General features: G+C 71.8%; 25 protein-coding genes. 7 read left to right on the forward strand and 18 right to left on the reverse strand.

Going from position 1 to position 22,744, the window contains the following annotated elements; translation table 11 throughout:
• Positions 1–125 precede the first annotated feature (125 nt).
• Positions 126–2,447, forward strand: a complete 2,322-nt coding sequence (locus ACFU3E_RS02310; RefSeq protein WP_384150730.1) for a glycoside hydrolase family 3 N-terminal domain-containing protein — start codon at positions 126–128, stop codon at positions 2,445–2,447.
• Between the two features lie 9 nt (positions 2,448–2,456).
• Here ACFU3E_RS02310 and ACFU3E_RS02315 read toward each other — a convergent pair whose 3' ends face one another.
• The 4 genes from ACFU3E_RS02315 to tsaB are packed head-to-tail and all read right to left on the reverse strand — an operon-like array spanning position 2,457 to position 4,948.
• Positions 2,457–2,714: a hypothetical protein gene (locus ACFU3E_RS02315; RefSeq protein WP_384150732.1), complete on the reverse strand. Its 258-nt coding sequence runs from the start codon at positions 2,712–2,714 to the stop codon at positions 2,457–2,459.
• Positions 2,711–3,799 carry a tRNA (adenosine(37)-N6)-threonylcarbamoyltransferase complex transferase subunit TsaD gene (gene tsaD / locus ACFU3E_RS02320; protein WP_384150736.1) on the reverse strand — a complete coding sequence of 363 codons (1,089 nt, stop codon included), beginning with the start codon at positions 3,797–3,799 and terminating at the stop codon, positions 2,711–2,713. Before tsaD ends, ACFU3E_RS02315 begins: the two co-directional genes overlap by 4 nt.
• On the reverse strand, positions 3,792–4,265 hold the full coding sequence (gene rimI / locus ACFU3E_RS02325) for a ribosomal protein S18-alanine N-acetyltransferase (RefSeq protein ID WP_384151587.1): 474 nt from the start codon (positions 4,263–4,265) through the stop codon (positions 3,792–3,794). Before rimI ends, tsaD begins: the two co-directional genes overlap by 8 nt.
• A gap of 29 nt (positions 4,266–4,294) precedes the next feature.
• On the reverse strand, positions 4,295–4,948 hold the full coding sequence (tsaB, locus tag ACFU3E_RS02330; RefSeq protein WP_384150739.1) for a tRNA (adenosine(37)-N6)-threonylcarbamoyltransferase complex dimerization subunit type 1 TsaB: 654 nt from the start codon (positions 4,946–4,948) through the stop codon (positions 4,295–4,297).
• A gap of 113 nt (positions 4,949–5,061) precedes the next feature.
• Here tsaB and ACFU3E_RS02335 point away from each other — a divergent pair, with 113 nt between their 5' ends.
• Positions 5,062–5,622, forward strand: coding sequence for a hypothetical protein (locus ACFU3E_RS02335; RefSeq protein ID WP_384150742.1), 561 nt, complete (start codon positions 5,062–5,064; stop codon positions 5,620–5,622).
• 87 nt (positions 5,623–5,709) lie between these two features.
• On the opposite strand, the gene ACFU3E_RS02340 is transcribed toward ACFU3E_RS02335, so the two are convergent.
• From ACFU3E_RS02340 to ACFU3E_RS02365, 6 genes are all read right to left on the reverse strand, one after another.
• On the reverse strand, positions 5,710–5,877 hold the full coding sequence (locus ACFU3E_RS02340; RefSeq protein WP_384150745.1) for a hypothetical protein: 168 nt from the start codon (positions 5,875–5,877) through the stop codon (positions 5,710–5,712).
• A 144-nt stretch (positions 5,878–6,021) separates the two neighbouring features.
• Positions 6,022–6,540 (reverse strand): tRNA (adenosine(37)-N6)-threonylcarbamoyltransferase complex ATPase subunit type 1 TsaE, encoded by a 519-nt coding sequence (tsaE, locus tag ACFU3E_RS02345; protein ID WP_384150748.1) that lies wholly within the window; start codon positions 6,538–6,540, stop codon positions 6,022–6,024.
• Positions 6,509–7,768 (reverse strand): alpha/beta fold hydrolase, encoded by a 1,260-nt coding sequence (locus ACFU3E_RS02350; protein WP_384150751.1) that lies wholly within the window; start codon positions 7,766–7,768, stop codon positions 6,509–6,511. Before ACFU3E_RS02350 ends, tsaE begins: the two co-directional genes overlap by 32 nt.
• 124 nt (positions 7,769–7,892) lie before the next feature.
• Entirely contained in the window at positions 7,893–9,062 is a 1,170-nt protein-coding gene (gene alr, locus ACFU3E_RS02355; protein ID WP_384150754.1) for an alanine racemase, read from the reverse strand.
• Between the two features lie 38 nt (positions 9,063–9,100).
• Complete coding sequence (locus ACFU3E_RS02360; RefSeq protein ID WP_384150757.1) at positions 9,101–9,988, reverse strand: L,D-transpeptidase; 888 nt, start codon at positions 9,986–9,988, stop codon at positions 9,101–9,103.
• Between the two features lie 318 nt (positions 9,989–10,306).
• The gene (locus ACFU3E_RS02365) at positions 10,307–11,737 is read right to left on the reverse strand and encodes an NAD(P)H-hydrate dehydratase (RefSeq protein ID WP_384150760.1); all 1,431 of its coding nucleotides are present in this window, start codon (positions 11,735–11,737) and stop codon (positions 10,307–10,309) included.
• 173 nt (positions 11,738–11,910) lie between these two features.
• On the opposite strand from ACFU3E_RS02365, the gene ACFU3E_RS02370 reads away from it, so the two are divergent.
• A complete protein-coding gene (locus tag ACFU3E_RS02370; protein WP_384150763.1) occupies positions 11,911–13,065 on the forward strand; it encodes a hypothetical protein in 1,155 nt (384 codons plus the stop codon).
• Between the two features lie 138 nt (positions 13,066–13,203).
• Positions 13,204–13,476 carry a hypothetical protein gene (locus ACFU3E_RS02375; RefSeq protein ID WP_384150766.1) on the forward strand — a complete coding sequence of 91 codons (273 nt, stop codon included), beginning with the start codon at positions 13,204–13,206 and terminating at the stop codon, positions 13,474–13,476.
• A gap of 19 nt (positions 13,477–13,495) precedes the next feature.
• Here the strand turns inward: ACFU3E_RS02375 and ACFU3E_RS02380 are convergent, their stop codons facing one another.
• The 4 genes from ACFU3E_RS02380 to ACFU3E_RS02395 form a co-directional block, all read right to left on the reverse strand.
• Complete coding sequence (locus tag ACFU3E_RS02380) at positions 13,496–13,867, reverse strand: holo-ACP synthase (RefSeq protein WP_384150769.1); 372 nt, start codon at positions 13,865–13,867, stop codon at positions 13,496–13,498.
• Positions 13,868–13,877: 10 nt separating this feature from the next.
• Complete coding sequence (locus ACFU3E_RS02385; RefSeq protein WP_384150772.1) at positions 13,878–14,321, reverse strand: hypothetical protein; 444 nt, start codon at positions 14,319–14,321, stop codon at positions 13,878–13,880.
• Positions 14,322–14,323: 2 nt separating this feature from the next.
• Positions 14,324–15,277, reverse strand: a complete 954-nt coding sequence (locus ACFU3E_RS02390; RefSeq protein WP_384150775.1) for a hypothetical protein — start codon at positions 15,275–15,277, stop codon at positions 14,324–14,326.
• 104 nt (positions 15,278–15,381) lie between these two features.
• The gene (locus ACFU3E_RS02395) at positions 15,382–15,801 is read right to left on the reverse strand and encodes an ATP-binding protein (protein ID WP_384150778.1); all 420 of its coding nucleotides are present in this window, start codon (positions 15,799–15,801) and stop codon (positions 15,382–15,384) included.
• A 221-nt stretch (positions 15,802–16,022) separates the two neighbouring features.
• Here ACFU3E_RS02395 and ACFU3E_RS02400 point away from each other — a divergent pair, with 221 nt between their 5' ends.
• Entirely contained in the window at positions 16,023–16,874 is an 852-nt protein-coding gene (locus tag ACFU3E_RS02400) for a helix-turn-helix domain-containing protein (RefSeq protein WP_384150781.1), read from the forward strand.
• A gap of 8 nt (positions 16,875–16,882) precedes the next feature.
• Positions 16,883–17,104 carry a DUF397 domain-containing protein gene (locus ACFU3E_RS02405; RefSeq protein WP_384150784.1) on the forward strand — a complete coding sequence of 74 codons (222 nt, stop codon included), beginning with the start codon at positions 16,883–16,885 and terminating at the stop codon, positions 17,102–17,104.
• On the opposite strand, the gene glmS is transcribed toward ACFU3E_RS02405, so the two are convergent.
• Positions 17,065–18,912, reverse strand: coding sequence for a glutamine--fructose-6-phosphate transaminase (isomerizing) (gene glmS, locus ACFU3E_RS02410; protein ID WP_384150787.1), 1,848 nt, complete (start codon positions 18,910–18,912; stop codon positions 17,065–17,067). The genes ACFU3E_RS02405 and glmS overlap by 40 nt on opposite strands.
• Before the next feature lie 189 nt (positions 18,913–19,101).
• On the opposite strand from glmS, the gene coaA reads away from it, so the two are divergent.
• Positions 19,102–20,091, forward strand: a complete 990-nt coding sequence (gene coaA / locus ACFU3E_RS02415) for a type I pantothenate kinase (RefSeq protein WP_384150790.1) — start codon at positions 19,102–19,104, stop codon at positions 20,089–20,091.
• Positions 20,092–20,156: 65 nt separating this feature from the next.
• Here coaA and glmM read toward each other — a convergent pair whose 3' ends face one another.
• The 3 genes from glmM to rplM form a co-directional block, all read right to left on the reverse strand.
• The gene (gene glmM, locus ACFU3E_RS02420) at positions 20,157–21,515 is read right to left on the reverse strand and encodes a phosphoglucosamine mutase (protein WP_384150793.1); all 1,359 of its coding nucleotides are present in this window, start codon (positions 21,513–21,515) and stop codon (positions 20,157–20,159) included.
• A 153-nt stretch (positions 21,516–21,668) separates the two neighbouring features.
• The gene (gene rpsI, locus ACFU3E_RS02425; protein ID WP_384150796.1) at positions 21,669–22,181 is read right to left on the reverse strand and encodes a 30S ribosomal protein S9; all 513 of its coding nucleotides are present in this window, start codon (positions 22,179–22,181) and stop codon (positions 21,669–21,671) included.
• A 42-nt stretch (positions 22,182–22,223) separates the two neighbouring features.
• Positions 22,224–22,667: a 50S ribosomal protein L13 gene (gene rplM, locus ACFU3E_RS02430; RefSeq protein WP_102912031.1), complete on the reverse strand. Its 444-nt coding sequence runs from the start codon at positions 22,665–22,667 to the stop codon at positions 22,224–22,226.
• Positions 22,668–22,744: the final 77 nt, after the last annotated feature.

Consider the following 22,744-nt stretch of genomic DNA (forward strand, 5'->3'; position numbering starts at 1 on the left):
AACCCTGCGGGCCCCCTTGACGAAGTCCTCGCACCGCCATAGGTTCCCGGAACATTCGAAGTTAGTTACGAAACATTCGTGACATCGTTCGTGAGAGGGCCGTCCGTCCACCCGACAGGAGCTTCATGACCACCGCGCCCTGGCGTGACCCCGCGCTGCCCGCCGCCGCCCGCGTCGACGACCTGCTCTCCCGGATGACCCTGGAGGAGAAGACCGCCCAGTTGTACGGCGTGTGGGTGGGCGCCGCGACGGACGGCGACGGAGTCGCTCCACACCAGCACGAGATGACCGTCGAGTCCTCCGGCGACGCATGGGCGGAGCTGATCAGCCACGGCCTGGGCCAGCTCACCCGCTCCTTCGGCACCGCCCCCGTGGACCCGGCGCTCGGCGCGCAGGCCCTGGCGCGCGCGCAGCGCCGCATCGCCGAGGCCGGCCGTTTCGGTATCCCGGCGATCGCGCACGAGGAGTGCCTGGCCGGCTTCACCGCCTGGCAGGCCACGGCTTACCCGGTCCCGCTGGCCTGGGGGGCGACCTGGGACCCGCCGCTGGTCGAGGAGATGGCCCGCCGCATCGGCGACGACCTGCGCTCGGCCGGCGTCCACCAGGGCCTCGCGCCCGTGCTGGACGTCGTACGCGATCCACGCTGGGGCCGCGTGGAGGAGACGATCGGCGAGGACCCGTACCTGGTCGGCACGGTCGGCACGGCCTATGTGCGGGGCCTGGAGTCGGCCGGCGTCATCGCCACGCTCAAGCACTTCGCCGGGTACGCCGCCTCGGCCGGCGCCCGCAACCTCGCCCCGGTGCGGGCCGGCGTCCGCGAGTTCGCCGACGTCACCCTGCCGCCCTTCGAGATGGCCCTGCGCGAGGGCGGCGCCCGCTCGGTGATGGCCGCCTACACCGAGACGGACGGTGTCCCGGCCTCCGCGGACCCCGGGCTGCTGACCCGTCTCCTGCGCGAGGAGTGGGGCTTCACCGGCACGGTCGTCGCCGACTACTTCGGCATCGGCTTCCTCCAGACCCTCCACCGGGTCGCCGGCACCCCGGCCGAAGCGGCCCACGCGGCCCTCGACGCCGGGATCGACGTCGAGCTGCCCACCGTCAAGTGCTACGGCCGGCCGCTGCTGGAGGCGGTCCGGGCAGGCGAGGTCCCCGAGGAGCTCGTGGACCGGGCGGCCCGCCGCGTCCTGCTCCAGAAGTGCGAACTGGGCCTGCTGGACGAGGACTGGACCCCCGGTCCCGCCACCGCGATCAACCTCGATTCCACGGGCAACCGCCTCCTGGCCCGCCGCCTGGCGGAGGAGTCGGTGGTCTTGCTCGACAACCCCGACGGCGTGCTGCCGCTGGCCCCCGGCACCCGCATCGCGGTGGTCGGCCCCCGGGCGGCCGACGCCCTGGCCATGCTGGGCTGCTACTCCTTCCCGTCCCACGTCCTCACCCACCACCCCGAGGTGCCGGCCGGCATCGAGATCCCGACCGTCCTGGACGCCCTGCGCACCGAACTCCCCGACGCCAAGGTGACGTTCGCGCGAGGTTGCGACGTGACGGACCCGGACACCGCGGGCTTCGAGGAGGCCATCGCCCGCACCGCGGACGCGGACGTGTGCGTGGCGGTCCTCGGTGACCGGGCGGGCCTGTTCGGACGCGGCACCTCGGGCGAGGGCTGCGACGCGACGGACCTCGGCCTGCCGGGCGCCCAGGGCGAGCTGCTGGACGCGCTGGTCGCCACCGGCGTGCCCGTGGTGCTGGTGCTGCTGACCGGCCGCCCCTACGCCCTGGGCCGCTGGCACGGCCGTCTCGGTGCGGTCGTGCAGGCGTTCTTCCCGGGCGAGGAGGGCGGCCCTGCGGTCGCGGGCGTCCTGTCGGGCCGCGTGAATCCCTCGGGCCGCCTGCCCGTGAGCGTCCCGCAGGCTCCTGGCGGGCAGCCCTGGACCTACCTCCAGCCGCCCCTGGGCCTCGCGGGCGAGGTCAGCAACCTCGATCCGACCCCGCTGTACGCCTTCGGCCACGGCCGCGCGTACACGGCGTTCGCCTGGGAGGACTGCACCGCGACCGAACCGGCCGAGCTCGGCACGGACGGGTCCCACGACGTGTCGGTGACCGTCCGGAACACGGGCGAGCGCGCGGGCGCGGAGGTCGTGCAGCTGTACCTGCACGACCCGGTGGCCTCGGTGACCCGCCCCGACGTCCGGCTGATCGGCTACCAGCGGGTGGAGCTGGCCCCGGGCGAGGCGGCCCGGGTCACGTTCCGCTTCCACACGGACCTGTCGGCCTTCACCGACCGTTCGGGCCGCAGGGTGGTCGAGCCGGGCGCCCTGGAACTACGGCTGGCGGCGTCCAGCACGGACGTACGCCACACGGCGCACCTCACGCTCACGGGTCCGGTCCGCGAGGCCGGAACGGACCGGCGGCTGCGCTGCGATACGGAGGTGTCCCCGGCCCTCGGGTGAGGGGACCGGTCAGTCGACCGCCACCGACTCGAAGCGCCAGCGATGCACCGCCCGGGTGATCAAGTCCCCGTCCGGCTCGGGCAGTTCGGGCAGATCGGCGTCGAGGGGGGCGTCCCACCAGGTGAGGACGAGGACCCGGTCCTGGGGAGCGCGCAAGGTCTCCCGGCGCAGCGGCGCGCGGGGCAGCTGCTGGGCGCGGGCCCAGGCGAGCAGGTCCTCCCCGCGCCCGGGCACGGCCCGGGCCTCCCACATCAACGCGACCGTCACGAGTAGAGGTTCTCCTTGCTGACCTCGTGCACATGGTCGTGGTCGCCCGGGACGTGAGGCTCCGTCACCGGCAGCGAGGAGTCGGCCGACAGGTCCCAGCTCGACGCGGCCCGGCCCCGGGCGACCATCTCGGCGCCGAGGGCGGCGACCATCGCGCCGTTGTCCGTGCACAGCTTGGGCCGCGGCACGCGCAGCCGGATCCCGGCGGCCTCGCAGCGCTCCTGGGCGAGGGCGCGCAGCCGCGAGTTGGCCGCCACGCCGCCGCCGATCATCAGGTGGTCGACGCCCTCGTCCTTGCAGGCCCGGACGGCCTTGCGGGTCAGCACGTCCACGACCGCCTCCTGGAAGGAGGCCGCCACGTCCCGCACCGGCACCTCCTCCCCCGCCGCCCGCCTGGCCTCGATCCAGCGCGCCACGGCGGTCTTCAGACCCGAGAAGGAGAAGTCGTAGACCGGGTCGCGCGGGCCCGTCAGGCCCCGGGGGAAGGTGATGGCGTTCGGGTCGCCCTCCTTCGCGTACCGGTCGATGACCGGGCCGCCCGGGAAGCCGAGGTTCAGCACGCGGGCGATCTTGTCGAAGGCCTCACCGGCCGCGTCGTCGATGGTGGCGCCCATCGGCCGGACGTCGGAGGTGATGTCCGAGGACAGCAGCAGCGAGGAGTGTCCGCCGGAGACCAGCAGGGCCATGGTCGGCTCGGGCAGCGCGCCGTGCTCCAGCTGGTCCACGCAGATGTGCGAGGCGAGGTGGTTGACGCCGTAGAGGGGCTTGCCGAGCGCGTACGCGTAGGCCTTCGCCGCGGAGACGCCGACCAGCAGGGCACCGGCGAGACCGGGACCGGCGGTGACGGCGACGCCGTCGAGGTCGCGGGCGGTGACGCCCGCCTCCTTCAGCGCGCGGTCGATGGTGGGGACCATCGCCTCCAGGTGGGCGCGGCTCGCGACCTCCGGGACGACGCCGCCGAAGCGGGCGTGCTCGTCGACGCTGGAGGCGACGGCGTCGGCCAGCAGGGTGGTGCCCCGGACGATGCCGACTCCGGTCTCGTCGCAGGAGGTCTCGATTCCCAGTACGAGGGGTTCGTCAGCCATTGATCTCGGTTCCTTGTACGGAGTTCTCGGGGGCGGTCAGGCGCATCACCAGGGCGTCCACGTTCCCCGGCTGGTAGTAGCCGCGCCGGAAACCGATGGGCTCGAAGCCGAAGCGCTCGTACAGCTTCTGTGCGCGGACGTTGTCGACCCGGCACTCCAGCATCACCTCGGCGCACTCGAAGGCACCGGCCGCCCGCAGCAGTTCGGCCAGCAGCCGTCCGCCGAGGCCGGTGCCCCACAGGTCGCGGGAGACGGCGATGGTCTGGACGTCGGCCTGCTCCCCGGTGGCGACCAGACCGGCGTACCCGACGATCCGGGAGCCGGCCTCGGCGACCACGTACCGCCGGTTGGCCTCGGGCCCCCGCGCATGAGCCAGTTCGGACCAGAACATGCCCCGGGACCAGGCGTCCTCGGGGAACAGGGCCCGCTCCAGCTCCAGTACGGCGTCGATGTCCCACCAGCGCATCTCACGCAGCGCACACGTCTCGGGTTCGGTCACTTGGGGGTGACCACCTTGTAGTTCTTGGGGACCTGGGCGTCGGGGCGGCGCAGGTACAGGGGCCGGGGCGCGGGGAGTTCCTCTCCGGCCGCCAGCTTCTCCGCGGCCAGCCGGGCGAGGGCGGCGGCGGACACGTGCTCCGGCTCGTGCGCCTTGGGGAAGGTCTCCGGGTACAGCAGCGCGCCGGCGCCGACCGCGGGCAGGCCCTGGACCTGCCCGGCGATGTCGGCGGGCCGGTCGACGGCCGGGTCGGTGACCCGGGTGCGGGAGTCGGCGTAGCGGGCCCAGTACACCTCCTTGCGGCGGGCGTCGGTCGCGACGACGAACGGGCCCTCCAGGTCGGCGGCGTAGGCGAGGCCGTCCAGCGTGCACACGCCGTGCACGGGGACACCGAGCGCGAGCCCGAAGGTGTCCGCGGTCATCAGGCCGACGCGCAGCCCGGTGTACGGTCCCGGACCGGTCCCGGCGACGATCCCGGTGACGGCGTCGAGCCGCAGACCGGCCTCGGCGAGCACCCGGTCGATCGCCGGCAGCAGCAGTTCCCCGTGCCGCCGCGCGTCGACCTGACTCGACGAGGCGATGACATCGCGTCCGTCGTGCAGCGCGACGGTGACAGCGGGCGTGGCGGTATCCAGAGCGAGCAAGAGCACGCAAACAGCCTACGGCTCCCCGGGGCCCGGCACGGTCGCGCCTGCCGGGTCGTCACGTGCTGCTACCGTCACCTACCGTCACGACAGGGATGTACGACGTGAGGTGGAAGCCGGTGGCAGCTAGCAGCTCGGGAATCGTGGCCGGGCTCACCGCCGCGGCCCTCGCGACGGTCGGCTACCTCGCCCACCAGGCGGCCCAGACCCTCCCGGCCGGCCTGGGCCGTGCGGCGCACGCGGGCGCCGCGCCGGCGGCCGGTACGTCGAAGGCACCCCAGGTCAGGAAGGACCCCACCGCGCTGCCCGGCGACTCCGGCAAGGGTGCCCGGGTGGTGTACTCGCTGCGCGGCGACCGGGTGTGGCTGGTCGCCGGGGACGAGGCGGTCAGCCGCACGTTCAAGGTCGACCCGAGCGCGGTGGACCCGGCTCCGGGCCGCTACTCGGTGACGTCCCGCTCGAACGCGGTCACCGGCTCCGACGGCGTCCCGGTCGAGCACGTGGTGCGCTTCGCCAGCGTGGACGGCGTGGTCATCGGCTTCAGCGCGGCCGTGGACGGCTCGACCGCCCCCGCCCTCGACCCGAAGGTCCGCACGGGCGGCATCCGCGAGTCCCGCGCGGACGGCGACGCGATGTGGACGTTCGCGACGATCGGCCGCACGGTCGTGGTCGTCCGCTAGGGCCTGCCGTTTGGATCAGACCGCGGACGCGGGGTCGAGAAGCACCGTCGCTTCCCTGCGACCTGATCCAAACGACAGGCCCTAGTTCTAGGCCGCTTCGCGGTGCCCCGGGGCCCGTTCGGAGAGCTCCGGCTCGGGAGGGCGCGGGGGCGTGGAGATCAGCGCGGCCGCCTCACCGGCCGCCAGCAGGTCGTGCATGGACACCCCGGCGACCGCGAACCTCTGCGGCTGCCCCTTGCTCTCTGTAGCCGACATGGACGCCTCCCGAAGGGCCGGGGCAACGAAGTTAGGTACACCTAACTAAGGACTGGACACCCATGTCACCACGCACAAGACGCCGAACGCAACATCTTGCCGACGTCTTGTCGGAACGTCCATCAAATGACCGCACACCAGGACTCACGCGGCGAGGACGCTCAGGTCCGCCGCGGCCCAGCGTTCCCCCACACCGGTGACCGTCATCTGCCGTACCTCGTCGGTCGTGTCGCCCACCGCCCGGTGGATCACGACCTGGAGCCGGTCCTCGGTCAGCTCCTCGACCTTGCCCTCGCCCCACTCCACGACGACCACGGACTCGGGCAGCGAGACGTCGAGGTCGAGGTCCTCCATCTCGTCGAGACCGCCGGAGAGCCGGTAGGCGTCGACATGGACCAGCGGCGGCCCGTCGCCCAGCGAGGGATGCACACGGGCGATCACGAACGTCGGCGAGGTGACGGCCCCGCGCACGCCGAGCCCCTCGCCCAGCCCACGGGTCAGCGTCGTCTTGCCCGCGCCGAGCTCCCCGCTGAGCATCACCAGGTCACCCGCGCGCAGCAGTTTCGCGAGCCGGCGGCCCAGCTCCCGCATCTGCTCGGGGGACGTGACGACGATCTGGACGGATCCGGGCTCAGCCGGGCTGTGCGGTGCTGGTGCTTCCATAGCCCTTCACGGTAGCCCCTGCGGGCACGGCACCCGTGCGGGTGAGCAGGTCGGCGAGGCGGTCGGTGACCACTTCCGGGTGTTCCAGCATCACCAGGTGCCCCGCGTCCGGCACCAGCACCAGCTCGGCGTCCGGCAGCAGGTCGGCGATGGCCTCGCTGTGCTCACTCGGCGTGACCAGATCCTGCACCCCGGCCAGGACGAGCACCGGCAGGTCCGCGAAGTGGACGAGCGCCTCGGTCTTGTCGTGGTCGTTGAACGCCGGGTAGTACTCGGCGACCACGTCGATCGGCGTGCTCTCGATCATCCGCTCGGCGAACCGGGCGATGGCGGGGTCGACGTCCCGGGAGGCGAACGAGTACCGCTTGATGATCCCGGCGAACAGGTCCGCGGTCGCCCGGCGCCCCTTCTCCACCAGCTCGGCCCGCTGCCCCAGCACCTTCAGCACCCCGGGCAGCACCCGCCGCACCACGTTGACCCCGGCGACGGGAAGGCCGTAGTTGACCTCGCCGAGCCGCCCCGACGACGTCCCCACGAAGGCGACCCCGACGACCCGCTCCCGGATGAGCTCGGGGTACTGGTCGGCCAGCGCCATCACCGTCATGCCGCCCATGGAGTGCCCGGCCAGCACGATCGGCCCCTCGGGGACGGTCGCGTCGATCACGGCCTTCAGGTCCCGGCCCAGCTGCTCGATGCTGACCGGCTCGTCGTCCCGCCCCTGGGCTACACCCCGCCCGGACCGGCCGTGGCTGCGCTGGTCCCAGTGCACGGTGCGTACGACGCCCCGCAGGGCCGCCCGCTGGAAGTGCCAGGAGTCCTGGCTGAGGCAGTAGCCGTGGCTGAAGACGACGGTGACGGGAGCGGGTGCCTTGCGGCCGAAGAGCCGCCGGCGGCGCGGGCCGATGGCGGCGGGGGCGGCCTCCGGGTCGAGGTCGTCGACCTCGTAGTACAGCTCCGTGCCGTCGTCGGCGAACGCCTTGCCGGGCATGCCGCGCAGCGAGCCGTACGGCCCCGCCGAGTCCAGGGCGAGCCGGGCCTTCTGGCGCATGCCGCGGCCGACCGTCATCCGCTCCAGGGCGACACCGGCGGCCGCGCCCGCGGCCACCACGCCCACCGCCACGCCGGCGATACCGGTCGCCCGGCGCCAGCCGCCCGCCGCCCCCGCGGCGGAGGCCGCGACGGCCGCGGAGGCGACGTCCGCGACGACCTCCGCACTGCTCTCGCTCACGTACCGCTCCTCTTCGCCGGGGTGATGGCCGGGTGACTCACCGGGTCGGGTGAACCGGTGGGCCGGATGGTCCTGCTGTGCCAGGGTGCCTGGTGTTCCTCGTGTGACGGGTTCCCTGTGCGAGTTACCCGTCCCGTTCCTCATTCACATAGACGCGAGGAACACGCGTTCCGATCCGGGTCACGATCTCGTAGGCGATGGTTCCGGCCGCCTGGGCCCAGTCCTCCGCGGTGGGCTCACCGCGGTCCCCGGGCCCGAAGAGGACCGCCTCGGCCCCCGCCGCGGGCGCGTCGCCCCCCAGGTCCACCACGAACTGGTCCATGGCGACCCGCCCGGCGATCGTGCGCCACTTGCCCTCGACCAGGACCGGCCCGGCCGAGGAGGCGTGCCGCGGGATGCCGTCCGCGTAGCCCAGCGGCACCAGGCCGAGGGTGGTCTCGCCGGGGGTCACGTACCGGTGGCCGTAGCTGACGCCGTGCCCGCCGGGCACGTGCTTGACCAGGGCCAGCGAGGCGGACAGCGTCATCACCGGGCGCAGCCCGAAGTCGGCCGGGGTGCCCAGCTCCGGGCTGGGCGAGATGCCGTAGGTGGCGATGCCGGTGCGGACCAGGTCGAAGTGGCTCTCCGGGAGGGTGAGCGTGGCCGGCGAGTTGGCGATGTGCCGGACCTCGGGCCGTACGCCCTGTCCCTCGGCGTACGCGACCATCTCCCGGAACACGCCGAGCTGGGCGGCGATGGAGGGATGCCCGGGCTCGTCGGCACAGGCGAAGTGCGACCAGAGCCCCGTGACGCGCAGCAGCCCCTCGGCCTCGGCCCGCAAGGCCTCATCGACGAGCGCGGCCCAGTCGCCTCCCGGCTGGCACCCGTTGCGTCCGAGCCCGGTGTCGGCCTTGAGCTGCACGCGAGCGGGCCGGTCGGCTCCCCGGGCCGCCTCGCGGACCTCCTCAAGGGCCCACATCCCGCTGACGGACACGTCCAGCTCGGCCTCGATCGCCTCGCGCCACGGTCCCCCGGGCGTCCACAGCCAGCACATGATGCGGCCCGGCAGCCCGGCGGCCCGCAGGGCGAGGGCCTCCTCGGGTGTGGCCGTGCCCAGCCAGCCGGCCCCCGCGGCGACGGCCGCGCGAGCGCACGGCACAGCCCCGTGACCGTACGCCTCGGACTTCACCACGGCCATCACGGCCGCGCCCGGCGCATGGGCGCGCAGGGCCCGCACATTGGCCCGCAGGGCGGCCAGGTCGATCTCGGCACGGGCCCGCAGGGGCGCGGTCCGCGGGGCTGTTCTCTCGCTCATCGCGCCCAGTGTCTCAGAGGGCTCCCGCAGCAGGTCGGCTACGTCCCGGGCCGCCGCCCCCACACGAACACCCGGTCGCCCTTCCTGAGCACGCCCCACAGCCTCCGCGCGTCACCCACGGTGAGATTGACGCAGCCCATCGAGCCGACGGCGGTGTGGAGAGAGCCGTAGACGCCGTGGAAGGCCTGCCCGCCGCTGAAGAACTGGGAGTACGGCATGGGCGTGTTGTACAGCGTGGACCAGTGGTTCTTGTGCCGCCAGTAGACCTTGTGCCACCCGGCCCGGGTCCGGTACCCGGCCCGCCCGCTGCGGATGGGCACCGCCCCGAACACCACCTGCCGGCCCTTCTGCACCCACATCAGCTGGCGGCCGAGATCCACACAGGCCACGGGATGGGCCCGCACCGGGCAGTTCCCGGCGGCATTCGGATTCCGGCGGGCCGACAGGTACTGCATCCGTGACCACGTGACCGGCCCGGCGAAGCCCATCGCCGGCTTGATCCCCTGCTTCACCTGGAACGCCCGGATCACCCGGCAGTCGCCCGCCGACTGTCTCCCGTCCGCCCGCAGCCCGAGCCACCGCTCGACCTGCCGCTGGTACGGCCCCGTCTTCGCGGTGCAGCTCACCCGCGCGACCGCCTCAGCCAGCGGCACGTACTCGACGAGCGCGTACGTCCCCGCCACCGCGCTCCGCGGCTCGACCGCTTCCTCCTCGGCGGACGGCGTGTACACCACGGGCGGGAGAGCCTGGTCGGGCGTGTCGAGCGACCAGGGCTGCGCGGGCCCCGGCGCGACCCCGGGCACCAGCTCGGCGGGCGGCCCGGGAGCCGGCGGCACGGGAGCGGCCCCGGCGGCGCCGACGGGCAGCACGGCGACGACGGCGAGCAGAAGGGCGACGGCACGCCCGGCGGTACGTCTGCGGGTCATGCGCCCAGACAAGCGCGGGGTACGGTCCGGGCCGGGGTTGCCGCGCGGCGGAGGTCACCCGGAGGCATCAGCCGCACACCCGACGACACCAGTCAGCCATCCACCAGCCCGTTCCGGCACATCCGACGACACCGCTCAGCCACCGACCGGCCCGTCCGGCGCTTGAGGACGAGGCCGTCAGGCCGAAGCGGGGACCCCGGGGGCGGCAGCCCCCGGACCCGGGACGGGAAGGGGCGAAGGGGGCGACCCACCCCCACAGCAACCCCCACCGACCCACAGCCGACGGCCCCGGCCCGACCCACCCCCGGCCCACCCGCCTCAGCCCAGAACATTCCGCCAAGCCTCCGGCACCGCATCGGCCACATCATGCGCCCCCACCGGCGCCCCCTCCGCCGCCAACCGCCCGGCCAGCCCGTGCACATACGCCCCCACACTCCCCGCGTCCACCGCGGACAGCCCCGCCGCCAGCAACGACCCGCCCAGCCCCGACAGCACGTCCCCGCTTCCGGCCGTGGCCAGCCACCCCGTCCCCGTCGGATTCACCCGCACCGCCCCGCCCCCGGAGTCGGCCACCAGCGTCGTGGACCCTTTCAGCAGCACGGTCGCCCCGTACCGCCGCGCCAGCTCCCGCACCGCCGCCAGCCGACCGCCCTCGACCTCCCCCCGCTCCACACCCAGCAGCGCCGCAGCCTCCCCGGCGTGCGGCGTCATCAGCGTCGGTGCCCGCCGCCCCCGTACGACCTCCGCTTCGGCCAGCCGCAGCCCGTCCGCGTCGATCAGCACCGGCACCTCCGCCGCCAGCACCTCCGCCACCGTCGCCGCGTCGTCCCCGGCCCCCGGCCCGACGACCCACGCCTGCACCCGCCCGGCGTGCTTCGGCCCCTGATCCGACACGAGCGTCTCGGGAAACCGCGCGATGACGGCGTCCGCGGCCGGCCCGACGTACCGCACGGCCCCCGCCCCACCGCGCAGCGCCCCCGCGACGGCGAGCACAGCGGCCCCCGGATACCGCGCCGAGCCGGCGGCGATCCCGACCACGCCCCGCCGGTACTTGTCGCTCTCCGCCCGCGGGACCGGCAGCAACCAAGCCACATCCCGGTGCTGCAACGCCTCCAGCTCCGGCTCGGCCGGCAGCTCCAGCCCGATGTCGACCAGCCGCACCGTTCCCGCGTACTCCCGCGCGGGATCGATCAGAAGCCCCGGCTTGTGCGTCCCGAACGTCACGGTCAGGTCGGCCCGCACGGCAACCCCGTGCACCTCCCCGGTGTCGGCATCGACACCGCTCGGCAGATCGACGGCGACCACGGCCCCCCGCGACCGCCCGGCGGCAGCGGCCAACGGCACGGCGTCCGGCCGCAGCCCGCCCTGTCCCCCGATCCCGACGATCCCGTCGACGACCAGGTCCGCGCCCTCGACGAGCGCCTCGCGCCCACCGGCCCCGGCGACCCGGCCCCCGGCCCGCCGCAGCGCCGCGAGCCCGGCAGCGTGGGCCCGCTCCGGCGCGAGCAGCACCGCCGTGACACCGGCCCCGCGCCGGGCCAGCCGGGCCCCGGCGTACAGGGCGTCACCCCCGTTGTCACCGCTGCCGACCAGCAGGACGACCCTGCTCCCGTACACCCGCCCCAGCAGGCCGGCGCAGGCCGCGGCGAGCCCGGCGGCGGCGCGTTGCATCAGCGCCCCCTCCGGCAGCCGCGCCATCAGCTCCCGTTCGGCGTTCCGGACCGTCTCCACGCTGTACGCAGTACGCATGCGGTCGAGTTTCCCGTACGGCCGCTGGGCCACTCCCCCTCACACGCCTCCGGCATGTCCCCCATCTGCGAACCGTGTCGCGTCCATTGACGCTGTGCCGCCCCTTTGCCAGACTCCCGGCCGCGCAGAAAGCGCTTGCGCACTCCCCCACGTTCGACGAAACCGAGGCCCCCATGGGACGCAGAGCCGCATTACTGGCCGCCGCCGGTGCCACCGCCCTCCTCACCGCCGCCGGCACCCTGACCGCCCCCGCCGCAGCCGCCCCCACGCGCGCACTGGCCTGTGGAGACGGCTCCTACCAGGCCGAGGCCGTGCAGAGCGGCGGCAACTGGACCGCCCGGCGCGGCGGCAGCACGGTCCACACCGGCACCGACATGCGCGCGGCCGTCCAGGCGGCCGTCAACAGCCTCACCGCCGGGCGCACATCGAAGGAACGGGTCGTGGTCCGCGGCTCGGGTTCGGTCTCGGCGGGCTCCCGCATCTCGCTGCCGAGCTACACCGTCCTCGACGTCTGCGGCACGATCAACGTCACCGGCAGCGGCTCGGGCGACCAGGCGCCGGTCTACTCGCGCGGCACGCGTGACGTGGAGGTCCAGAACCTCAAGCTCACGGGCACGCCGCTGTACGGCATCTTCCTGCGCAACGTGCAGAACGTGGTGCTCGGCCAGATCGACATGCGCCTCTCCCGCGGCCTGGGCGTCCGCATCGACAACCGCGGCGACACCAGCCAGTGGACGCGCAACGTCCGCATCGACAACGTCTACGTCTCCGGCGCGTCCAGCCACGCGGTGGAGACCTACGGCGTCGACGGCCTCACCATCGGCACGGTGACGGCCCGCAACGTCGGCGAGTCGGGCCTGCTGCTCAACCAGACCATCAACGCCAGGGTGACCAGGGTGGACGCGGAGAACGCCGGTACGGGCACCGGCTACGCCGCCTTCCGCATGGCCAACCGCAACGGCCGGGTCGGCAGCGGCTACCCCACCAACATCCGCGTCGGCGAGGTCATCGCGCGCGGCGGCGGACGCGGCGTGTTCTGCGTCTCGGAGAGCGGCGGGGCCGTCATCGACAAGGTGACGCTGTCCGGTACCGGCAACAACTCGGTCCTGATCGAGAACTGCTACAACGTCAGTCTCGCGGCGCAGAGCGGCACGATCACGGGCGGCGGCGAACTGCGGCTGGCCGCGCGCTCGGAGTTCCCCAACAACAAGGACATCACCATCCAGAACCTGACGGTCACCAACTCGGCCATCAGGGAGAGCCCGTGCGGCGAGAACACGACGTTCCGCAACATCACGCGGGTGAACAGCAGCCAGTCGATCTGCTGACGGAACCCCCGAGACCCCCACGCTCCGAAGCCCCCGGCCCCAGACCGGGGGCTTCGGAGCCTCGTTCCCCCCGGACCACGCCCCAGGCGTATGATCGAGCCGTGTTTTGAACTTGTTCAAAAAGGGGATCGATGAGACATGACCAGCCCGACAGCACCCGAGGACACAGACAGCCCCGCCACCGCCCTGGGCCCTACGGCCCTGGTCCTCGGCGCCTTCTCGGCCGTGGGCACCTGGGCGTTCCTGATCCCGTGGACGGTGCTGGCCGGAGCGCTCGCGGTGACCTTCGGGACGATGGGCCTCCACTACGCCGGCCGGGGAACGGGCCGGCTGTGGTCGGCGGCGGCCGGTACGACCCTGGGCGCGATCGGCCTCATCGGCACGGTCACGCTGATCTGGTCCCTGTCCTAACAGGTGCCCGAGTCGCTTCTCACCCCTCGGCGATGACCACGGCGGAGGCGACGCCCGCGTCGTGACTCAGCGACACATGCCAGGACCGCACGCCGAGCTCGGCGGCCCGGGCGGCCACCGTCCCGGTCACCCGCAGCCGGGGCTGCCCACTGTCCTCGACGCAGACCTCGGCGTGGGTCCAGAGCAGCCCGGGCGGAGCGCCGAGCGCCTTGGCCAGCGCCTCCTTGGCCGCGAACCGCGCGGCGAGCGAGGCGACCCCCCGCCGCTCCCCGCTGGGCAGCAGCAACTCCCGCTCCACGAACAGCCGCTCGGCCAACGCGGGCGTACGCTCCAGTGAAGCCGCGAACCGCTCGATCTCGGCAACGTCGATGCCGACCCCGATGATGCTCATGGGCAGCACCCTACGGGCCGTCCGGCGCCCGCGGGCTCGGCTCCCCGGCGACCAGGTCGGCTTCGTGAGTCGCGGTGACGGCACGGTCGAGAAAGCGGGTGAGCCTGTCCGCGTCGGAACACAGGTGGAGACCGCGGTGGAGGTGCTTCGAGAACTCGACACCGCGCGCCTCCAGGACACGCAGGACCGCTGCGGCCCAGGCCGAGTGGTATCCGGCGGTGAAACCCGCCGCCCACCGCTCGGGGTGTTCGGCCTCCCCCGCCGCGCGTGCGTGCACGAGGGCCAGGTCCTCCAAGGGGACGACTCCGCTCTGTCTGAGCCCCTCCAGCCCGAACCGGAAATCCCCCGCCACCTTGTGCGGGGGAATGCCCAGCGCAAGGCACACAGCCGTAAACCTGTACAGGTCGAGCAGCTCTGAGGGCCCGTCCTGCTGACTGTCCTGCTCGTCGGCCAACGCTAGGCCCGTCCGGGTCCGGTCCCCGGGACCTCCGGGTCCTGGACGAACAGGTCCTCCGCGCGCGCGACGGTGCGGGAACGCTCCAGCCACGCATCAAGACGCCCCAGGTCCGTGCAGGTCGTGATGCGCTCGCGCACGGAGTCCGGTACGGGGATACCGCGCACGTCCAGTACGTACAGGATGCCCTTGGCCTCCCCCTCGGCCTTGCCTTCCGCCTTGCCTTCCGCCTTGCCTTCCGCCTTGCCTTCTGCTTTGCCTTCTGCCTTGCCTTCGAGGTAGGCCGTCTCACGGACCGTCCCCCGGCCGGGGAAGTAGTTGACGAACGACATGATTTCCTTCAGTTTCTTTCCGGCTGGGCTGTTGCCCAGGCTGATTTCCAGGAAGTCGTAGAAGTAGTCGGCGGTTTCAGGGTCCGTTGTGCGCGTCTCATGAAGGGCGGTTGTCAGCGCCTTCAGTATGGCGTCGGAATCGGCACTACGGGCATGCGCCAGGGCGGAGAGTACGGCCAGCGCGAGGTTCTTCGCCGCGGTCCGGGCGTCGGTGATCACCGGCAGGTTCTCCGGCCCGACGACCAGCGGGTGGGTCCGCTGCGCCGTCCAGCCCCGCGCGCCGCAGTCGAAGGGACCGGCCGCCCACTTGGCTGTGACTCTGTCCTGACAGACCACGAGAAGCAGGACGGGCAGGCCGTACTTCGCCTGGAGGAAGGCGACGTAGTACGCCCAGCTCCGCTCCTTGCCCGCGACCTTGCCCGACTGCGACTCGATGGCGAGCAGGAAGTCCTCGCCATCGGACGGGCCGACGCGCAGCACTGTGTCCACGCGTCGCTCCAGCGGCCGGGCCTCCGTCACGTCGGTCGTGACCGCGTCCACGGTCGCCTTCGCGGATAACGGGACACCCAGTACCCCGAACACGGGAGCCAGGATCTCGGGCCGCTCCTGGAAGATGCGGTGCATGCCCTCGTGAGCTGATGTGACCATGTGTGCAACCTAGTTGGATCAAGGGGTGATTTATCCGGGTGAAGGCAGTACGTTCACCCTTTCGAGGGGCGGTAAGACGTTCACGCCGCCGAGGTCAGCTCGCACCACACGTACTTGCCCCGGTTGCCGTCTCTCGTCAGCGGCTGCCAGCCCCACAGGTCGGAACACGCCCGGACCAGCGCGAGCCCCCGCCCCTCCTCGGAGTCGCCGGCCTGCTCGAACGACCCTGGCGGTTCGGGCGGCTCCGGGTCGGCGTCCCACGCTCCGATCCGCAGCACCCCGGCCGACCATCGCACGCGCAGGGCGGCGGGCCCTTTGGTGTGACGTACGGCGTTGGAGACCAGCTCGGCCGCCAGCAGTTCGGCCACATCGCCCAGGCGGATCAGCCCGTGCATCGTGAGGATCAGGCGGAGGGTACGACGACTGACCGTGACGGCACGCAGGTCGTTCGGGATGTACAGGGTGTACTCCCAGGGCTCGTCGGACTCGCGTTCGGGCATGCGTGAACTCCCGTTCTACAGTGAGGGGTTGATGTCACGGGGCGGTGTCATTGCCGCAGCCGTCACGGCAGGACGGGGCGGTGCGCTTCCGGAGCCCCCGGCAATCCGCAGCGTGTGCGTCGCATCACCGACGGTAGGTCTTACTGTTTAAGTTCTGCAACCCGATCGCATACCCTGACACCCGAACGAGTCGCCCTGACAGGCGCATTGAGAGGCAAGCGATGGCATTGAGGAGCGAGCCAACCGCGCGACAGATGCGCCTGGCCCTCGAACTGCGAAGACTCCGCGACGCAGCGGGCCTCACAGCCCGCGAGGCGGCGGCCCTACTCGGGGTCAGCGCCCCGCAGATCAGCCAGATCGAGGCCGGCCTCGCCGGGGTGAGCGCAAAGCGCCTGCGCCGCCTGGCGGCCCACTACGTGTGCACGGACGAGGTCTTCATCGACGCCCTGGTTGCTGTGGCAACCGATCGGACACGCGGTTGGTGGGAGGACTACCGGGGACTGCTGCCCACACCGTTTCTCGCCCTCGCCGAGTTGGAGCACCACGCCACGTTCCTACGGGAGGCTCAGTTCCTGTACATCCCAGGTCCGCTCCAGACTGAGGCCTACGCTCGCGCCGTCTACGCCTACAGGGTTCCCGAACTTCCGGAGGAGGATCGCGAGTTGCGCGTCCGACACCGGATGCAGCGCAAGGTGATCCTCAAAGGCCCTACTCCCAAGCCTTACGAAGCCGTCGTCCACGAGGCGGCCTTGCGCATCATGGTCAGTGACCGCGCCACCTCACGAGCCCAACTCGTTCACTTGCTCGAACTCTCCGAAGCGGCCGACGTCACCGTGCGCGTCATCCCCTTCGACCTGGAGGACTTCGCCGGAGCCGCGAGCGCCATGACGTACGCAGGCGGCGCCGTTCCCAAGCTCGACACAGTCGTACGTGACGGGCCGCAGGGTGCCGCCTTCATCGACTCCGAAGCCCAGCTTGCCGCCTTTCGAACGCTCTTCCGTAAAGTGGAGGCGGTGTCGCTCGACGCCGAGCGGTCCCGCGAATTCATCCACAGGTTGGCGAAGGAACTGTGAGGCGCCCGATGGACACCACCGGCAACTGGCGAAAGTCATCCTATTCAGGGCCTGGCGACGGCGACTCCTGCGTGGAGATCGCCCCGGCCCCCACCCACATAGCCATCCGCGACTCAAAAGCCCCGGCCAGGGCAACCGTCACCGTCCCGACCAGAGCCTTCGCCGCCTTCGTCGACGCCCTCAAGGGCGACTACTCCACCGTCACCGACTTCGCCAGGTTCCGGGGCTGATCCACCTCGTTGCCCCGGGCCGTGGCCAGCTCACAGGCGAACACCTGCAACGGCACGGTCGCCACCATCGGCTGGAGCAGCGTCGGAGTGACCGGGATCCGGACCAGATGGTCGGCGTACGGAACCACCGCCTCGTCCCCCTCCTCCGCGATCACGATCGTCCGCGCACCCCGGGCCCGGATCTCCTGGATGTTGGACACGATCTTGTCGTGCAGCACCGACCGCCCACGCGGCGAGGGCACGACCACGACGACCGGCAGGTCCTCCTCGATCAGGGCGATCGGCCCGTGCTTCAGCTCCCCGGCCGCGAACCCCTCCGCGTGCATGTAGGCGAGTTCCTTGAGCTTCAGCGCGCCTTCGAGCGCCACCGGATACCCCACGTGCCGCCCGAGGAACAGCACCGTCCTCTTCGAGGCCAGCGTGCGTGCCAGCTCCCGTACCGGCTCCATCGTGCCCAGCACCTGCTCCACGGCACCGGCGATCGAGGACAGGTCGCGGATCACCGCCCGGATCTCGTCGCCCCACTTGGTGCCACGCACCTGGCCCAGGTACAGGGCGACCAGGTAGCACGCCACGAGCTGCGTCAGGAACGCCTTGGTCGAGGCGACGGCCACCTCCGGACCGGCGTGCGTGTACAGCACCGCGTCCGACTCACGCGGAATCGTCGAACCGTTGGTGTTGCAGATCGCCAGCACCCTGGAGCCCTGCTCACGGGCGTGCCGCAACGCCATCAGCGTGTCCATGGTCTCTCCGGACTGGGAGATGGCGATGACGAGCGTCTGCGCGTCCAGGATCGGGTCCCGGTAGCGGAACTCGCTCGCCAGCTCCACCTCGCAGGGGAGCCGCGTCCAGTGCTCGATCGCGTACTTGGCGATCATCCCGGCGTGGAAGGCCGTACCGCACGCGACGATGACGACCTTGTCGATCTCCCGCAGCGCCCCCGCAGGGATCCGCACCTCGTCCAGCGTGAGCGAACCGGAACCGTCGATCCGGCCCAGCAGCGTGTCGGCGACCGCCTTGGGCTGCTCGGCGATCTCCTTGAGCATGAAGTAGTCGTAGCCGCCCTTCTCGGCGGCCGAGGCGTCCCAGTCGACGTGGTACGACCGCACGTCGGCCGGGCGCCCGTCGAAGCCCGTCACCGTCACGCCGTCCCGGCGCAGCTCCACCACCTGGTCCTGTCCGAGCTCGATCGCCGACCGTGTGTGGGCGATGAACGCGGCGACGTCCGAGGCGAGAAAGGCCTCGCCCTCACCGACGCCCACCACCAGCGGCGAGTTCCGCCGCGCGCCCACCACCACGTCCGGCTCGTCGGCGTGCACCGCGACCAGCGTGAACGCGCCCTCAAGGCGCCGGCACACCAGCCGCATCGCCTCGGCCAGGTCCGCGCACGACGAGAACTCCTCGGCGAGCAGATGCGCGACGACCTCGGTGTCCGTCTCGGAGCCCAGCTCGTGACCCCGCTCCGCCAGCTCGGCGCGCAGCAGGGCGAAGTTCTCGATGATGCCGTTGTGCACCACCGCCACCCGGCCCGCGTTGTCGATGTGCGGGTGGGCGTTGGTGTCCGTCGGCCCGCCGTGCGTGGCCCAGCGGGTGTGCCCGATGCCCGTCGCGCCGGCCGGGAGCGGCCTGCCGTCCAGCTCCTTCTCCAGGTTGAGGAGCTTGCCGGCCTTCCTGGCCGTCGCCAGCCCGCCGTCGGCCAGGACGGCGACGCCCGCCGAGTCGTACCCCCGGTACTCCAGCCGCTTCAGCCCGGCCATCACGACCTCGAGCGCGGACTGCGGCCCCACGTATCCCACGATTCCACACATGGGCGGCAGCTTAGGGTCGATTCCCGTACCGAACCGGCCGAAGCGTGCCCGAAATCGGAAATTCCCACCAGGGTACGAACCCAGGATCCCTGAGGCGCTTGGCCGGTTTCCTCCCGAAAAGGGGCGAGTAAAGGACCCGCGTGACGGATCCCACCTCACCATCCGTTCGTACGCCCGTAACAATGGACTGTGATCTCTCCGGTCTCCTCGATACCCCGGAGCGCCCACCGGCCCCGCCCGGAGGCGACTCCCTACGTCGACCTCACCCGAGCCGAGTGGAGCGCGCTGCGTGACAAGACGCCGCTGCCGCTGACGGCCGAGGAGGTCGAGAAGCTGCGCGGTCTCGGCGACGTGATCGACCTCGACGAGGTGCGGGACATCTACCTCCCGCTGTCCCGCCTCCTCAATCTCTACGTCGGAGCCACCGACGGTCTCAGAGGCGCGCTGAACACGTTCCTGGGCGAACAGGGATCCCAGTCGGGCACCCCGTTCGTCATAGGGGTGGCCGGCTCGGTCGCCGTGGGCAAGTCGACGGTCGCCCGCCTTCTGCAGGCCCTGCTCTCACGCTGGCCCGAGCACCCACGCGTCGAGCTGGTCACCACCGACGGCTTCCTGCTCCCCACCCAGGAGCTGCAGGCCCGCGGCCTGATGTCCCGCAAGGGCTTCCCGGAGTCCTACGACCGCCGCGCCCTGACCCGCTTCGTCGCCGACATCAAGGCCGGCAAGGACGAGGTCACCGCGCCCGTCTACTCCCACCTGATCTACGACATCGTCCCCGACAAGAGGCTCACGGTCCGCCGCCCCGACATCCTGATCGTCGAGGGCCTGAACGTCCTCCAGCCGGCCCTGCCCGGCAAGGACGGCCGCACCCGCGTCGGTCTCGCCGACTACTTCGACTTCAGCGTGTACGTCGACGCCCGCGTCGAGGACATCGAGCGCTGGTACCTCAACCGCTTCCGTAAGCTGCGCGCGACCGCCTTCCAGAACCCGTCCTCGTACTTCCGCAAGTACACCCAGGTCTCGGAGGAGGAGGCGCTCGACTACGCCAGGACGATGTGGCGCACGATCAACCGGCCCAACCTGGTCGAGAACATCGCCCCCACCCGCGGCCGCGCCGCCCTCGTCCTGCGCAAGGGCCCGGACCACAAGGTGCAACGGCTCAGCCTGCGCAAGCTGTGACAGGGGCGCGGGGAACTGCGCGACGAGTCACGGCCGACCCGCAGCCCCCACCCCCAGCCCGTTCGTCAACCGAGCGCGGACTTCACCGCATCGGCCAGCCGCCCCGCGACGGACCGAGCCTGCTCGATGTCGGCGGCCTCGACCATCACCCGGACCAGCGGCTCGGTCCCGGAGGGCCGAAGCAGCACCCGCCCGGTCGCCCCGAGCTCCCGCTCCGCATCGGCGACAGCCACCGACAGCTCCGCAGACGTCCCCACCCGCGTCCTGTCGACATCCGGCACATTGATCAGCACCTGCGGCAACCGCTCCATGACGGCGGCGAGCTCCCGCAGCGGACGCCCGCTCTGTGCCACCCGCGCCGCCAGCAGCAGCCCGGTCAGCGTCCCGTCCCCGGTCGTCGCGTGGTCGAGGATGATCACGTGCCCGGACTGCTCGCCCCCGAGGGCGAACCCGTGCTCCTTCATCTCCTCGAGCACGTACCGGTCACCGACAGCGGTCTGCACCAGCCGGATGCCCTCGCGCTCCATGGCGAGCTTGAACCCGAGGTTCGACATCACCGTGGCCACGACCGTGTCGGACCGCAGCGCGGAGCGCTCCCGCATCGCCAGTGCGAGCACGGCGAGGATCTGGTCCCCGTCCACCTCCGCGCCGGTGTGGTCCACGGCGAGGCACCGGTCGGCGTCTCCGTCGTGCGCGATGCCGAGATCGGCCCCGTGCTCGACGACGGCGGCCTTGATCTTGTCCAGGTGCGTCGAACCGCACCCGTCGTTGATGTTGAGCCCGTCCGGCTCGGCCCCGATCGTGACGACCTCGGCACCGGCGCGCTGGAACGCCTCGGGCGAGACCCGGGCGGCGGCGCCGTGCGCCTCGTCGAGGACGACCTTCAGCCCGTCGAGCCGGTTCGGCAGGACACTCAGCAGATGCGCGACGTACCGGTCGGAGCCCTCCTCGTACGCGCGCACGCGGCCCACTCCGGACCCGGTCGGCCGGTCCCACGGGGCGCCGGTGCGGTGCTCCTCGTAGACGGACTCGATCCGGTCCTCCAGCTCGTCGGCGAGCTTGTGCCCACCACGGGCGAAGAACTTGATGCCGTTGTCCGGCATGGCGTTGTGGCTCGCGGAGAGCATCACACCGAGGTCGGCACCGAGCTCCCCGGTCAGGTACGCCACGGCGGGCGTCGGCAGCACGCCGACCCGCAGGACGTCCACGCCGGCGCTGGCGAGGCCCGCGACCACGGCGGCTTCCAGGAACTCCCCGGACGCACGGGGGTCACGCCCGACCACGGCGGTCGGCCGGTGCCCCTCGAAGGTGCCCGCCTCGGCCAGTACGTGCGCCGCGGCCACGGAGAGGCCCAGGGCCATCTCCGCCGTCAGATCCACGTTGGCCACACCGCGCACGCCGTCCGTGCCGAAGAGTCGTCCCACAGTGGTGTCCTCCGAATTGCTGAAGAGAATGCGGCTCACATCCCCGAGTACACCCCCTGAGACTGTCCGGGGGCTGTAGGAGTTGTGTAAACGAACCGCCCCGGCAGCACAACCGTGCCGCCGGGGCGATCGATGCAGGAACAGCGGACGCGATTAGCGCTTGCTGTACTGCGGGGCCTTGCGGGCCTTCTTCAGACCGGCCTTCTTGCGCTCGACCGCACGGTCGTCGCGCTTGAGGAAGCCGGCCTTCTTCAGCGGGCCGCGGTTGTTGTCGACGTCCGCCTCGTTCAGCGCACGGGCGACACCGAGACGGAGCGCACCGGCCTGGCCGGAGACACCGCCACCGGAGATGCGGGCGACGACGTCGTAACGGCCCTCGAGCTCGAGAACCTTGAACGGCTCGTTGACTTCCTGCTGGTGCACCTTGTTCGGGAAGTAGTCCTCGAGGGTGCGACCGTTGATCTTCCACTTGCCGGTGCCCGGGACGATCCGGACACGGGCGATGGCGTTCTTGCGACGGCCCAGGCCGGCGGCCGGCTGGGGCTCGCCGAAGCGGGAGGCCATGGACTCCGAGGTGTACTCACCCTCGACGGGGACCTCGGACTCGGTGGTGTAGCTGTCGATGTCGATCTCTTCGAGCGGCTGCTCGGCAGTGGTCTCGGCCACGATGCTCCTCAGATTCTCTTCAGTCTTAGGGGGTGGCCGGACTTACTGCGCGACCTGGGTGATCTCGAACGGCTGCGGCTGCTGCGCGCCGTGCGGGTGCTGGTCACCCTTGTAGACCTTCAGCTTCGAGAGCATCTGACGGCCCAGCGTGTTCTTGGGGAGCATGCCCTTGATGGCCTTCTCGACGGCCTTCTCGGGGTTCTTGTCCAGCAGCTCGTCGTAACGGACCGAACGCAGACCGCCCGGGTAACCGGAGTGGCGGTACGCCATCTTCTGGGTCCGCTTGTTGCCGGAGAGGTGCACCTTGTCGGCGTTGATGATGATGACGAAGTCACCAGCGTCGACGTGCGGCGCGTAGATCGGCTTGTGCTTGCCCCGGAGGAGCGTCGCGGCAGTGGTGGCGAGACGGCCCAGGACAACGTCCTGAGCGTCGATGACGTGCCACTGGCGCGTCACATCGCCGGGCTTGGGGCTGTACGTACGCACGGTTCGTAGCCTTCGCTTCGAGTGAATGGTCCATAACTGGTCACCGAAACGATCACGACAGCCTGGACCGCACTGCG

It is taken from the genome of Streptomyces sp. NPDC057424 (assembly GCF_042803315.1).
Taxonomy (GTDB): domain Bacteria; phylum Actinomycetota; class Actinomycetes; order Streptomycetales; family Streptomycetaceae; genus Streptomyces.

Coding starts and splice junctions, on each gene's coding strand:
- ACFU3E_RS02310 (WP_384150730.1), top strand. CDS start 126: ATGACCACCGCGCCCTGGCGTGACCCCGCGCTGCCCGCCGCCGCCCGC.
- tsaD (WP_384150736.1), bottom strand. CDS start 3,799: ATGGCTGACGAACCCCTCGTACTGGGAATCGAGACCTCCTGCGACGAG.
- rimI (WP_384151587.1), bottom strand. CDS start 4,265: ATGCGCTGGTGGGACATCGACGCCGTACTGGAGCTGGAGCGGGCCCTG.
- ACFU3E_RS02340 (WP_384150745.1), bottom strand. CDS start 5,877: ATGTCGGCTACAGAGAGCAAGGGGCAGCCGCAGAGGTTCGCGGTCGCC.
- tsaE (WP_384150748.1), bottom strand. CDS start 6,540: ATGGAAGCACCAGCACCGCACAGCCCGGCTGAGCCCGGATCCGTCCAG.
- alr (WP_384150754.1), bottom strand. CDS start 9,062: ATGAGCGAGAGAACAGCCCCGCGGACCGCGCCCCTGCGGGCCCGTGCC.
- ACFU3E_RS02360 (WP_384150757.1), bottom strand. CDS start 9,988: ATGACCCGCAGACGTACCGCCGGGCGTGCCGTCGCCCTTCTGCTCGCC.
- ACFU3E_RS02365 (WP_384150760.1), bottom strand. CDS start 11,737: ATGCGTACTGCGTACAGCGTGGAGACGGTCCGGAACGCCGAACGGGAG.
- ACFU3E_RS02370 (WP_384150763.1), top strand. CDS start 11,911: ATGGGACGCAGAGCCGCATTACTGGCCGCCGCCGGTGCCACCGCCCTC.
- ACFU3E_RS02375 (WP_384150766.1), top strand. CDS start 13,204: ATGACCAGCCCGACAGCACCCGAGGACACAGACAGCCCCGCCACCGCC.
- ACFU3E_RS02380 (WP_384150769.1), bottom strand. CDS start 13,867: ATGAGCATCATCGGGGTCGGCATCGACGTTGCCGAGATCGAGCGGTTC.
- ACFU3E_RS02390 (WP_384150775.1), bottom strand. CDS start 15,277: ATGCACCGCATCTTCCAGGAGCGGCCCGAGATCCTGGCTCCCGTGTTC.
- ACFU3E_RS02395 (WP_384150778.1), bottom strand. CDS start 15,801: ATGCCCGAACGCGAGTCCGACGAGCCCTGGGAGTACACCCTGTACATC.
- ACFU3E_RS02400 (WP_384150781.1), top strand. CDS start 16,023: ATGGCATTGAGGAGCGAGCCAACCGCGCGACAGATGCGCCTGGCCCTC.
- ACFU3E_RS02405 (WP_384150784.1), top strand. CDS start 16,883: ATGGACACCACCGGCAACTGGCGAAAGTCATCCTATTCAGGGCCTGGC.
- glmS (WP_384150787.1), bottom strand. CDS start 18,912: ATGTGTGGAATCGTGGGATACGTGGGGCCGCAGTCCGCGCTCGAGGTC.